Source organism: Fervidobacterium islandicum (genome assembly GCF_000767275.3).
In the GTDB taxonomy this organism is placed as follows: domain Bacteria; phylum Thermotogota; class Thermotogae; order Thermotogales; family Fervidobacteriaceae; genus Fervidobacterium; species Fervidobacterium islandicum.
This window is the reverse complement of sequence record NZ_CP014334.2, coordinates 798,611-810,877: the sequence shown is the minus strand read 5'-3', so window position 1 is coordinate 810,877 and position 12,267 is coordinate 798,611. Positions and strand designations below refer to the sequence as shown.

12 protein-coding genes are annotated in these 12,267 nt (G+C 39.3%); all 12 read left to right on the top strand.

Annotated elements, in window-relative coordinates:
• Positions 1 to 3: 3 nt before the first annotated feature.
• Positions 4 to 1,347 (top strand): aminopeptidase, encoded by a 1,344-nt coding sequence (locus NA23_RS03825; RefSeq protein WP_033191044.1) that lies wholly within the window; start codon positions 4 to 6, stop codon positions 1,345 to 1,347.
• 16 nt (positions 1,348 to 1,363) lie between these two features.
• A complete protein-coding gene (locus NA23_RS03820) occupies positions 1,364 to 1,834 on the top strand; it encodes a MarR family winged helix-turn-helix transcriptional regulator (RefSeq protein ID WP_052107042.1) in 471 nt (156 codons plus the stop codon).
• Positions 1,835 to 1,842: 8 nt separating this feature from the next.
• Positions 1,843 to 3,300, top strand: a complete 1,458-nt coding sequence (locus tag NA23_RS03815) for a PEGA domain-containing protein (protein WP_145974444.1) — start codon at positions 1,843 to 1,845, stop codon at positions 3,298 to 3,300.
• Between the two features lie 34 nt (positions 3,301 to 3,334).
• Positions 3,335 to 4,639, top strand: a complete 1,305-nt coding sequence (locus NA23_RS03810) for an S-layer homology domain-containing protein (RefSeq protein WP_033191046.1) — start codon at positions 3,335 to 3,337, stop codon at positions 4,637 to 4,639.
• A gap of 12 nt (positions 4,640 to 4,651) precedes the next feature.
• Positions 4,652 to 5,446 (top strand): patatin-like phospholipase family protein, encoded by a 795-nt coding sequence (locus tag NA23_RS03805; protein ID WP_236938534.1) that lies wholly within the window; start codon positions 4,652 to 4,654, stop codon positions 5,444 to 5,446.
• Complete coding sequence (locus NA23_RS03800) at positions 5,418 to 6,173, top strand: hypothetical protein (RefSeq protein ID WP_033191047.1); 756 nt, start codon at positions 5,418 to 5,420, stop codon at positions 6,171 to 6,173. Before NA23_RS03805 ends, NA23_RS03800 begins: the two co-directional genes overlap by 29 nt.
• A gap of 48 nt (positions 6,174 to 6,221) precedes the next feature.
• Complete coding sequence (locus tag NA23_RS03795) at positions 6,222 to 6,893, top strand: organic solvent tolerance protein OstA (protein WP_033191048.1); 672 nt, start codon at positions 6,222 to 6,224, stop codon at positions 6,891 to 6,893.
• A gap of 62 nt (positions 6,894 to 6,955) precedes the next feature.
• The gene (gene miaA / locus NA23_RS03790) at positions 6,956 to 7,858 is read left to right on the top strand and encodes a tRNA (adenosine(37)-N6)-dimethylallyltransferase MiaA (protein WP_033191049.1); all 903 of its coding nucleotides are present in this window, start codon (positions 6,956 to 6,958) and stop codon (positions 7,856 to 7,858) included.
• A gap of 33 nt (positions 7,859 to 7,891) precedes the next feature.
• The gene (gene dnaX / locus NA23_RS03785; RefSeq protein ID WP_033191050.1) at positions 7,892 to 9,478 is read left to right on the top strand and encodes a DNA polymerase III subunit gamma/tau; all 1,587 of its coding nucleotides are present in this window, start codon (positions 7,892 to 7,894) and stop codon (positions 9,476 to 9,478) included.
• A 26-nt stretch (positions 9,479 to 9,504) separates the two neighbouring features.
• Complete coding sequence (locus tag NA23_RS03780) at positions 9,505 to 10,563, top strand: type IV pilus twitching motility protein PilT (RefSeq protein ID WP_033191051.1); 1,059 nt, start codon at positions 9,505 to 9,507, stop codon at positions 10,561 to 10,563.
• A complete protein-coding gene (gene prfA / locus NA23_RS03775) occupies positions 10,563 to 11,612 on the top strand; it encodes a peptide chain release factor 1 (RefSeq protein WP_033191052.1) in 1,050 nt (349 codons plus the stop codon). Before NA23_RS03780 ends, prfA begins: the two co-directional genes overlap by 1 nt.
• Positions 11,609 to 12,238, top strand: a complete 630-nt coding sequence (gene upp, locus NA23_RS03770; RefSeq protein WP_176759493.1) for a uracil phosphoribosyltransferase — start codon at positions 11,609 to 11,611, stop codon at positions 12,236 to 12,238. The genes prfA and upp overlap by 4 nt, the downstream gene beginning before the upstream one ends.
• Positions 12,239 to 12,267: the final 29 nt, after the last annotated feature.

Below are 12,267 nucleotides of genomic sequence, written 5' to 3'. Positions count from 1 at the left end.
GAAATGGGGATGAACGAGCTGGTCTGGAAAAAACGAACAAGAGAAGAGGTCGAACATTTTTCCGCTAAGTACAAAGAGTTTATCGAGTATGCGAAAACAGAAAGATTAGCCATTGAGTATTTTGAAAGAGTGCTTTTGGATAATGGTTACATCCCGCTAGAAAAGTATACAGGTAAAGAAGAGAAATTGTTCTACGTAAACCGGGGCAAATCATTGGTTGCGATTAATGGAAAGATTTTGAACGGTATCAATTTTGTTGCTGCACATGTTGATGCTCCAAGGATTGACTTAAAACCAAATCCATTGTATGAAGACTCTGGAATCGCTCTAGCAAAAACGCACTATTATGGTGGCGTGAAAAAATATCAATGGTTAAGTCTACCTCTGGCACTTGTAGGCGTTGTTGTAAAAGAAAACGGTGAAAAGATAAATGTCTGCATAGGTTGTAATGAAAATGATCCTGTGTTGGTCCTTCCCGACCTACTTCCACATTTGGACAAAGAAGACAAAAAAGTAAGCGAACAATTTAAAGCAGAAAGGATGAATGTGGTACTTGGTTCAATTCCACTTGAAGGTGAAGAAAAAGAGCCTGTTAAGAAATATATCCTGAATCTCTTAAAAGAAAAATACAGTATTGAGGAAGAAGATTTCGTAAGTGCAGATTTGGAGCTTGTTCCAGCTTTGAAACCAAAAGATGTAGGAATTGACGGTAGCTTCATCGGAGCGTATGGTCATGATGATAGAATATGTGCATTCGAAGGTGTTATGGCGTTATTACATGCGCAACCAAAGAATAGAGCTATCGGTGTTATATTGTTCGATAGGGAAGAAATCGGTAGCGAAGGAGATGCAGGGGCCCAAGCAAGATTTTACAGGGCGTTCTTGAGAAAAATACTCTCAGTTGACGGATTCAGCGACACTGAGAGAATGCTCGATGAAATTATAGATAAATCAACCGTTCTTTCAGCTGACGTGACTGCCCTTTTTGATCCATCTTACCCGGATGTCCATGACAAACAGAACGTGGCTAAGGCAGGATACGGTGTCGCTTTGGTAAAATATACCGGTAGGGGAGGAAAAAGTGGGGCAAGCGAAGCTCACGCTGAGTTGGTAGGTAAGGTTAGAGGCATTCTTAATAAGAACGGGATATCATGGCAAGTAAGCCTGCTGGGCAAGGTTGATGTTGGAGGCGGAGGAACGGTAGCAAAATTCCTTGCAAAGGAAGGATTTGATACAATTGATATTGGACCAGGGTTAATGAGTATGCATGCACCATTCGAACTTGTTTCAAAAGCTGACCTTTACGAGACCTACCTTGCATTCAAAGTTCTTATCGAAGAACTATAAAAAATGGGGTGGTTCGATGTTTTCAGATAGCACCATTACAGAAAATGAGACAAGAAGAGACTTACCGGCTCATCTTGAGCAACTTTTGAGGACTATCTGTTTTAGAATACGTGTTCAAGGGCGTGAAGCTCTGAAGAACTACAGCATCACTGCCGCACAATTTGACCTACTACAACGGGTTTATTTCAACGGGCCTCAAACAATGACAAAATTAAGCCAGTCTTTGGGTATTGCAAAAAGTACAACCAGTGGCCTTGTAACGAGATTGGTGAGAGATGGTTTCTTGGATAGAAGAAGAGATGAAACAGACAGAAGAGTATTCACAGTGGCTATCACTCCTCTAGGAGAACAGGTGATAAAATCCGTTATAGAAATGAGAGTTAGATATGTGGAAGAGGTTATAAAGCAAATACCTGAAGAAAAAATCACTTTAGTACACAATGCCTTAGATATACTTTATGAAGTTATGAGCCCAAAGCAACACTGAAGAGCAAATTGGCAAGTTCTGGAATGGGAGAGATTCTTCTGGTCGGCGAGATTCGTTCTAAAAAACTATACATTTTTACAATTCTTCTTACATTATTAATGTTTTTATCACAGACCTTATTTTCAATTACAGTCTACGCACCCAAGGGAAGCATGATTTACTTCAATGATCGACTCATGGGAATTGTGCAAAAGGACGCACTGAGTTTTACTGCAGAGTTACCAGGTGTCTTAAAAGTTGTCAAGCCTGGTTATATCCCGTATGAAGAAACAATCACAGAGGATGCAACGATTACCGTTGAATTGTCATTACCATCCTTTCTAAATATAAAATTAAACCCCGCCGGTGCAAAGATATTTGTTGATGGTAAAGCAATAAATAGTGATCCTGGTACGGGCATCGCAAGGTTTCAAATAGGCTTCGGAATTCATGAAATTGTGGTACAAGCTCCTGAATATGCAACGAAGACATTAAAGGTAGAAGTCAGCCCATATGAAGAAAAAAATCTTGAAATATCACTAAAAAGAACGGTAACACTCAAGCTAATCTCGGATAAAAGGATTGATAACGTCATCTTCAACGGAGAGACAATAAGCATCCCAACATCATTGGAGGTTACACCTGGCAAGCACAAGATTTATTTACCAATCAATTTCTTGAAGAATATCCAGGAGTTTGAAGTTCCGTTCGTGGATGAGTATACCTATAAGGTTGATTCTACACAGCTATACAAATTATCTATTGATGGAACTCCCGGTGGAGCGTACGCGTCCATTGCAGGTCAAGTTTTTAAGCTTCCAAACACGCTGCTGCTACCAGAAAGCACTTATGAAGTTCGAATATACTCCGAAGGTTACGAAGAGTATGCAACAAAGGTTGATTTGAGAAAAGATTCCGTGCTATTTTATAATCTAAAACCCAAGTCGGAGGTCTCTATTAGAACGTTCAAGGACGAATTAACAGTAGAGTACGATGGATATGAACGAAGTAATGTGGTTTTCAAAACGTGGTTTACCACAATAAAGGACGCAACTGGAAACGTTGTTTGGTATGGCTTTAGTGACGGGACTATTAAGGATACTCCCAAGAGTATTCCTGTAATAATAAGCAAAGACATAGTTTGTGTAATAGATGGTAAGGTGTTTAAGGGGCCTACGATTTTGCAGGTGGCAAGTGGTTCAACAGTGCTTTTGTACGATCAAAGAAAAGGTAACAGCCAAGAGAAATTACAAGTTAACCGCACTACGGTTGTTGATTCTGAAGATAGGGTACTCGTGAACATCTACTCAAAAGATGCATACGAGGTATACTGGGACGATAAATTCGTTGGAACTACGCCCATTTATTTCTTCGTAACAACTGCAGGCAAGCACAAGTTGGTATTTGTGAGAAATGACCTAAAAGTGGACGAAAAAATTGTCGAAACCAAGAAAGGTCATCTCAATGAATTCCGTCCATCATTTTGAGACTTTTCTCTAATCATTGTGTGAGGTGAGAACAATGACTCATTTCATGTACAAAATACTAAATGCTAAAATTACGCTTCTTGTTTCTGTAATCGCGGTAATCTTCATCGTCAGTTATTCCTTTGCTGCCACGATAAAAGATTTGTCTCCATCGGCGGCTGAGTACAAAGCCGTAAGTTTTTTGGTCGAACAAAGAATTATGGATGTAGATTCTAATGGAAATTTTAAACCTTCACTTTTGGTGACAAAACTTGACCTTGCTCGTTATTTGTATGCTCTTATAAACAAGTATGATCTACCAGGCACGCAGGGTGCAAAGTCAGATGTTTTGGAGAAAATTGAATCAAGAATTTCCAATCTTGAAAAACAAATACCCAGCGTTTCCCTAGGGTCATCAACAAATATTTCCGTGTTGCAGAGCGAAGTAAACGAATTGAAAAAAAGACTTGTAGCAGTTGAGAATAGAGTTAGTATTTTAGAATCCAAGCAAATAGATGCATCGAAAGACCAGCAGGGTTTACTTTCAATTCAGAGCGATATCTCAGCTCTGGCCAAAAGGCTAGCGCTTGTTGAAAACAAAATTTCAACAGCTACGCAACCAAAAGACTATAGCAAGGAGATAGAGCAGCTGCAATTAAAGATAGGAACTCTCGAATCGAAAATCAATTCTCTACCACAACCTAAGTACTACGACAAAGATATAGAACAACTCACAAAGAAAACTGCTGATATGGAAACGAAAATTAACCAACTTTCTACTGCTACAACTATCCTTTCGGAAAAACTTTCAAAACTTGAATCAAAATCAGCCGATGATTTGAAAAACTTATCTAATGTCACTATGAACAAAATTACAGAGCTGCAAGGTAATCTAGACAAATCAGTAAGACAATTATCTGAGGAGCTCGAAGCCTTAAAGTCGCGTCTTGGAGTTCTCGAAGAAGTTATTGAAAAAGGTCAAGATTTTTTGCAACGTTTAGAGGCCTTAGATGCTTTAACAGTTATTAACGCGTTTTCCAGTTTAGAAGTTCTTTCGAACCGTTTTGATCAGCTTGAGGCGAAGTACAAAAAGCTTGAAGACAAAATTTCTGAAATTTCCTTGGAGCAAAGATATATTCTTAACGAATTAGTTTTATCTCAGAGTTCGACGAAAAAATTGGATGCACTAGAGCAAAGAATTTCGCAAGTTGAAGCGACCAACACGAACAATATCAACGAAATCAAAACCATATCATCACAAATGGAAACTCTGAACAACCAACTGTCAGCCATCCGCACAATTGCTTATATTAGCTTGTTAGTTTCCATCATCGCAGGAATTCTTGTGATTCTCAAATGAAAGAGAAGGGAATTGATAGTAATTATGATAGGACTTGCTTTACAAGCTGGGGGAGTAAAAGGTTTCTCGCATATAGCGACATTAAAGGTTTTTGAGGAATGTAAAACTAAGCCCGATATTATATCAGGCTCTTCAGCAGGTGCTATAGTTGGTGCATTGTATGCATTGCACAACGATTCGGACGTGGTTTACAAAGCCTTTTCAGATGCTGTTCGAAAATTCCTCAAAAAACAAAAATCAAAACCAGAACCAATAATGAATTTTGAAATGGTTATAAAGGAATCTCTCTACAGTCTTGACGAGTATTACCAGTTTTTTAAAGCTCTCTTTGGAAAAAGGAAGTTTTCCGAGTTGAAAACCAAACTCTTGGTTGTGGCTTTCGATATTGAAAGTTGGAAAAGTTTTATTATAGATGAAGGCTATGTTGTTGACGCGGTGCTTGCAAGTTGTACAGTTCCTGGCGTGTTCGAACCTACGTACATTGCAGGTGTTCGAATGCTTGATGGTGGAGTTCTTTCTCCGGTCCCAACGTTCGAATTAAAGCAATATGGAGTGGATAAAATCGTCGCAAGTATTTTTAAAGAGAGTGTCCCATCATATACAACGCATATGGAGCTTATGCTTACTATTGATGCGATTAAAGAATCGTATATTATACAACATGAACTTAGCGTTGCAGACTTTGTATTTAGTTATCCTGTCAATGTCAACTGGCAAGATTTTAATAAGTACGCAGAGGTTTATGAAAATGCTCTAAACGTCGCAAGGAGAGTGAAAGATGAGTTTGAAAATTTCATTAGGCGGTGATATTTTACATTACCTGGGTTCTTTGGGATTGTTAACAGCCCTTGATGAAGAGAAGCTGACAGAAAGTGATGACTTGGAAATACACTGCAGCGGTTTCTCATGCGTACCGTTGATCTTGTGGTTTTATCGAAAAAACAGTGCTTATAATAGCCTTTCAAACATGTGGAACGAAGCTTTCAAGTTCTTCAAAGGTGCTTCTGAACCTTCATTAGACAAAATTGGGAAGAACTTACTTCTCTTGTACAAGATTCAGAGAAAGATAGACACCAATTTTTCGAATCAGAAGCTTAGAGAATTTGTTGAAAAGTGGATACCTGATATAGAAATTAATGAGAGTCAAAAAATTAAAATTCATGCTTATAACCTTGAGAAGAGCCAAGACGATATTCTTTTTGGCAATGCAAGAGGAATTTTGATGCGTGCAATCACATATCCTATTGATTTTGCTCCAGTTGATGGGTATATTTCTTCAAGTTGGGTGTTTGGAATTCCCGAAGGGGATGGTATAATATACATTGACTGGTATAATAATTTTGAACCTCGTAAAGCTACCGACTTCCTTCTTATGGCTACCTTTGCCAGAACATCTGCTTTAATTAAGCTTGCAACATCAAAGGCAAAAGCAGCAGCAGTGATTCCTTTTAAATGTTCAGCCAACAACGAATTTAGGTCCATTAGTAATCGCTTCTACCTGGCAGGGAAGGAACTTGCCCAGAAACTCAAGTAAAAGGTTGTTGAAGCCTTAGATAAATTAATACATGCTGGAGGGATATTTATGAAAAGGTTTTTGAAAGTACTCGGCATTTTTGTACTGCTTATCGCAGTTGTAATTGTTTTGACTTCACAAACTACAGCCACTACAACGACACAGAAAAAGTCCAAAACTGTACGAGTCTCCGCTGACTATGTGGAACCAAAAAGCGATATTATATACTACAAAGGTCGAGTCTTCGTAAATATTGAAGAGGACAGAGTAAGTCTTAAGACAGCTGAGATGTACGTAAAAAAAGTCGGAGATAAATGGAGAACTGTCGAAATTCCAACGAAAGTTGAGTTCACATTTGATGGAGGTAGTGCAGTAGCGGAGAAAATGACTTATGACCTGGACAACAGAACAGGAAACCTAACAAATTCGACCGTCACAATCCTTGATACAAAAAGTAATGAGAAAATAATCGTGGTCAGTGATACCCTTAACTTTGATCTTGAGAACGATAAGTATAATGGAACAAAGAAAGGTGGAGTAAATATAACGAAAGGTGCTGTTAAGGCTGTGGCAGATAGGTTTGAATACGACAAAAAGAAAGGAGAGCTTTATCTTTACGGAGCAGTTGTCATAACCGATGATCAAAAGGGTATAAAGATGACCGCTTCTGATGCTGTCATATATACTGAAAAGAACGATATGAAGGCCAACAACGTAAGCATTGAACTGAAAGTCGAATAGTTTGATGTCATTCCTTCCGTAAAATTTTTCAGCGAACATTCAATATGCGATGGGGGATTAGAGTGAAAAGGATAATAATATCCGGACCAACGGCTTCAGGAAAGACCGATTTTGCCATCCAACTTGCAGAACATTTACCTATAGAAGTCATCTCCATGGATTCAAGACAGATATACAAATATATGGATATTGGAACAGCCAAACCGGATCCATATCAGCTTGCTCTAGTAAAACACCATATGATCGATATTATTGAACCAAACGAATATTTCAACGCTTTTCTGTACCAAAAGATGGCGAAAGAGAAAGAAGAAGAAATAAGAAATTCTGGAAAGATACCAATATATGTTGGTGGCACAGGACTTTACATAGATGCATTAGTAAAAGGTTTTTTTGAAGGCGTCTCACGTGATGAAAACATACGTAAAGAGTTAAGCAAACTCAACGAACAGGAACCAGGAATTTTGAGAAAAATGCTCGAAGAATTTGATCCGGAAGCTGCATCAAGAATTCATCCGCAAGACATTAAACGCACCATTAGAGCGTTAGAGGTATATCTAAAGACAGGTAAGAGAATTTCTGAGCTGCAAACCCAACAAGCAAATTATGAAGACTTCGTACTTATCGTCTTGAATCCAAAGAGAGAGGAGCTTTACGACAGAATAAATCGCCGTGCCGAAAAGATGATTGAGCACGGGCTTATTGAAGAAGTAAAGACACTTATCGAAAGATACGGTAAGAACCTCGATGCTTTCAAAACCATAGGATATAAAGAGATTATAGACTACTTGGATGGAGTGTACAGTTTGGAGTTGGCACTGCATCTAATAAAGCGAAACACACGACATTACGCGAGAAGGCAGATAATATATCTTAGAAGATTTCCAAGCGCCATATGGCTGGAACCTGGAAAAGAAGCGTTGGAAAGTGTTCTTAGGATTATCCAAAAAGAGGCCCAATTCTAGATAAGAGAGCGGTTACAGACAGAGGTGGAGTATATGGAAGCGTTGTATAGAAAATATCGACCAACGAGGTTCTCGGAAATAGTCGGGCAGGAACATATCAAAAGACTTTTGAAAAATGCTCTTGACAAACGCAGGATTAGTCACGCATACATATTTGCTGGTCCTCGTGGTACTGGAAAAACCACAACTGCGCGGATTCTCGCAAAATCGTTGAACTGTGAAAACAACCAATACAAAGAACCGTGCAACGAATGTGTTTCGTGCAAAGCTATTGACAACGGATCGCATTTGGATGTTATAGAGCTTGATGCCGCTTCAAATAGAGGCATCGACGAGGTTAGAAAAATCAGAGAAGGTGTGAACTTCACACCCGTTATGGGGAAATACAAAGTATACATCATCGACGAGGTTCATATGCTTACAAAGGAAGCTTTTAATGCACTTCTTAAAACATTAGAAGAACCTCCACAGCATGTTGTGTTTATTTTAGCCACGACAAACCCTGAAAAAATACCTCCAACTATCATCTCTCGTTGCCAAGTTTTGGAATTCCGAAACATCTCAAATGACGAGATTAAAAGCCGTCTTAGAGAGATTTGCGAGAAAGAAGGTTACGATGTAACCGATGAGGCACTGGAAAAGGTCGTAAGAAAAGCTGCAGGCGGACTTAGAGATGCGCTCTCAATTCTTGAACAGGTTGTAAGATATTCTGGTGGAGAAGTCACTCCAGAAACTGTTAACGAGGCTTTAGGATTGGTAGGTGACGAAACAATTGATGAGTTTATTGAATCGCTACGTACTGGGGACTTGCAAAGTGTTGAAGATATTATAGACGAAGTTTACGTAGAAAGAGGGGATTTCGACACATTCCTGACACAGGTTATAGAAAAGTTGTTGGAGCAGAAAAACAGTCATGGTATCAAATTGGCTTCTGAGATCTATAAAATACAAAAAGAGTTAAAAACTGCCGAGGAGAAACTCTTACTGGCAAAGGTGTTGATGCTTAATTTAGCAGTAATGCAAAACAAATCTGCTGAAGTTCCATTCTCACAACCAACGGCAACGGATTCATCAAAAACTGTAACTCAAACCAAAAGCTTAGAAACTCCGAAATCCTCTGTTGAGTCAGAAGAAGGAATTCAGCAGCTGGTTCAAACGACAAGCAATGGTATTAATAAAGGAACTGCAAATGAAACAAAGATGATGGTAGAAGAGGAAGGCAAAGAAAGTGTCGTATCACCGACTGAAAAGCTCGAAAATGGCGGAGAAAAAGATTTAGCAAAGAATCAAATTGAGGAGGTTAATCCTACTGAAGGTTTGAAATCCCAACCTCAGGTTAAATTTGTGACAGGCGAGATCTTGGAGGATTTGAAATTGAACGGTGACTTATCAATCTTTGTTGGGCTGTCTCTTGCTACGGTCTATGAACTAGATGACGTTGTAAGAATCGTATTCGATAAATCCAAACAGTTCAGCTATGAGGTATTAAAAGAAAAGAAGGATCAAATAGCTCTGCTCTATCAAAAGAAGTCCGGCAAAAACAGAGATGTTGTAATAGAACTTGCAGATGATAACCATGATCCTGTCCTGGAAAAATTGAAGATTCTGCTCACAGATTAACTTAAACGAAAGGGCGTGAGTGGAGAATGGTAGATATATACGAAATTATAAGTAAAGCGAAGAATTCTCGAGCCACAGATGTCCATATATCTGCAGATAACCCTCCAATTATGCGTGTTGATGGATACTTAACAAAGATGCAAGGTTACAAACCTCTTGCTCCAAGCGAAGTGAGAGATATTGTAACGCGTCTTTTAGAAGAACATGATATAATGAGCCATAATAAGGAAGTGGATTTCTCTTTCGGTTTTGAAGATGTAAGAATTAGGGCCAACCTCTACTATGAGCGCGGTAATCCTGCTCTGGCTTTGAGAATTATCACAAAGCGTATAAGGACCTTCGAAGAACTTGGACTTCCCACGACCATTAGAGATTTCTGCGATAGAGACACAGGACTAATCATCATAACAGGTCCTACCGGAAGCGGTAAATCCACAACGCTTGCAGCTATGGTTGACTATATTAATTCCAAGTATGCATACCACATAATTACGATAGAAGATCCTATAGAGTACGTTTTCGAAAATAAGAATTCACTGATACATCAGCGTGAAGTAGGGCGAGACACGGAATCATTTGCAGATGGTCTTAAATACGCACTCAGGCAAGATCCGGATATAATTCTTGTTGGTGAAATGAGGGATTTAGAAACAATTTCGTTGGCACTGACAGCCGCTGAGACTGGGCATTTGGTCCTTGCGACTCTTCACACAAACTCTGCAGCAACGGCACCTGAAAGAATTGTTGACGTCTTTCCGGCTCATCAGCAGAAGCAGGTTTCATTGCAGCTTGCGAATACATTAGTAGGCGTTGTTTACCAAAGGCTCGTTCCAAAGAAGACGGTGGGAATGATGCCGGTTGCAGAGATATTGGTAGCAAATGCTGCGGTAAAGAACCTCATAAGAGAAGGAAAGATTCATCAGATAGAGAGCATCATGCAAACTGCTCAGAAACTTGGAAATGTGCTTTTTGATGATGCTCTTCTAAAGGCATATTTTGACAATGCAATAACGAAAGAGACACTTATAGGTTTTGCACGCAATCCTGAGGAGGTGTCTAAGAAAATAGGATGGACAGGAGTTTAATGGAAAGTATCAGGACATGGGTCAAGCAAATGCTGGAAGAACTTGAGAGAAAGATGACGGAAAACTTGGAACTGAAAGAGATGATTAAGATATCGGCCGAGTACACGAATTTCAAAGAAATAGACGAAAAGATAACCGAGTATTTTAATCTGCTAGATGAAAAGGAGCTCTGGAAAGAGGAACCTGGTAGCGAATCCGAGATAGAAAAAATAGACCGTCAATTAGAAAAGGTAGCCAACGATATACTTGCTCAGTTGCTTCCCGAAGATGAATTTAGAGATAGAAATGTGTTCTTGGAAATACGTGCTGGGACAGGAGGAGAAGAAGCTGCTCTCTTTGCAGGTGATTTGTTGAGAATGTACTTAAGATACGCTGAATCAAAAGGATGGGAAACAGAAATACTCGACGAAAGTAAGTCTGATTTAGGTGGTTATAAAGAAGTAGTTGTTAGAATAAAAGGTAAAAACAGTGGTACCTACATGAAGTACGAAAGAGGTGTACACCGAGTTCAAAGAATTCCGGTCACGGAATCTGGCGGTAGAATACACACCTCAACGGCAACTGTGGCTGTTTTACCTGAAATCAAAGATGTAGACATATACATAGACCCCAAGGACCTCAGAATCGACACATACCGTGCATCAGGTGCTGGTGGGCAATATGTAAACAAAACAGAATCTGCAGTTAGAATTACTCATTTGCCTACTGGAATTGTGGTTACCTGCCAGTCAGAAAGGTCACAGCATCAGAACAAAGAAAAAGCAATGATGGTTTTGCGCTCGAAGTTATACGAACTTGCACGTCGTGAGCAAGAGGAAAAAATATCTTCCCAGCGCAAGAACCAAATAGGTACTGGCGAGAGGAGCGAAAAGATACGAACTTACAACTTCCCGCAAAACAGGGTTACGGATCACAGAATTAACTTAACGATATACAATCTTCAGGCTGTTCTTGATGGGAACCTTGACCTTATTATACCAAAATTGATGCAGCATGATATTGAACAACAACTTAAAGAACTCGGGATTCTTCAGGCAGTGGAGGGATAATGATGCTACACGTGGTAGACCATCCTTTAATCAAACACAAGTTAACGATCATGCGTAAGAAAGAAACAGGACCTAAGGAATTCAGGGAGCTACTAAGGGAGATCACACTTCTGATAACATACGAAGCAACCAGACACATCGAAGTCTACGAAATAGAAGTAGAGACCCCTTTAGAAAAGACCAAAGGTTATTACATAAATGATAAAGACATCGTTGTAATTCCTATTTTGAGAGCGGGGCTTGGAATGGTAGATGGAATTCTCGAATTATTGCCGAATGCATCGGTTGGTCATATCGGAATTTACAGAGATCCCGAAACACTTAGAGCTGTTGATTATTATTTTAAAACTCCTAAATTGCATGACAAAAGTGAAATCTTCATCCTTGACCCAATGCTGGCAACAGGTGTATCTGCTATTGATGCAATTGGAAAAGTGAAAGAACTTGGTGGTAAGAGAATCACTTTCATATCATTAATAGCCTCGCCTGAAGGAGTCAAAGCACTGGAAGAAGCGCACCCTGATGTAGATATTTATACAGCTTCACTCGACAGGGAATTGAATAACCACGGTTACATTCTTCCTGGGCTTGGTGATGCAGGTGACAGACTTTACAGAACGAAGTAAGGACATTTTTTTATAGTAGATATTTCTGG

Bases quoted from the DNA above. Each gene is read 5' to 3' on its own strand.
- dnaX (WP_033191050.1), top strand. From the start codon at position 7,892: ATGGAAGCGTTGTATAGAAAATATCGACCAACGAGGTTCTCGGAAATA.
- prfA (WP_033191052.1), top strand. From the start codon at position 10,563: ATGGAAAGTATCAGGACATGGGTCAAGCAAATGCTGGAAGAACTTGAG.
- NA23_RS03825 (WP_033191044.1), top strand. From the start codon at position 4: ATGGGGATGAACGAGCTGGTCTGGAAAAAACGAACAAGAGAAGAGGTC.
- NA23_RS03780 (WP_033191051.1), top strand. From the start codon at position 9,505: ATGGTAGATATATACGAAATTATAAGTAAAGCGAAGAATTCTCGAGCC.
- NA23_RS03795 (WP_033191048.1), top strand. From the start codon at position 6,222: ATGAAAAGGTTTTTGAAAGTACTCGGCATTTTTGTACTGCTTATCGCA.
- NA23_RS03800 (WP_033191047.1), top strand. From the start codon at position 5,418: ATGAGTTTGAAAATTTCATTAGGCGGTGATATTTTACATTACCTGGGT.
- NA23_RS03810 (WP_033191046.1), top strand. From the start codon at position 3,335: ATGACTCATTTCATGTACAAAATACTAAATGCTAAAATTACGCTTCTT.
- NA23_RS03820 (WP_052107042.1), top strand. From the start codon at position 1,364: ATGTTTTCAGATAGCACCATTACAGAAAATGAGACAAGAAGAGACTTA.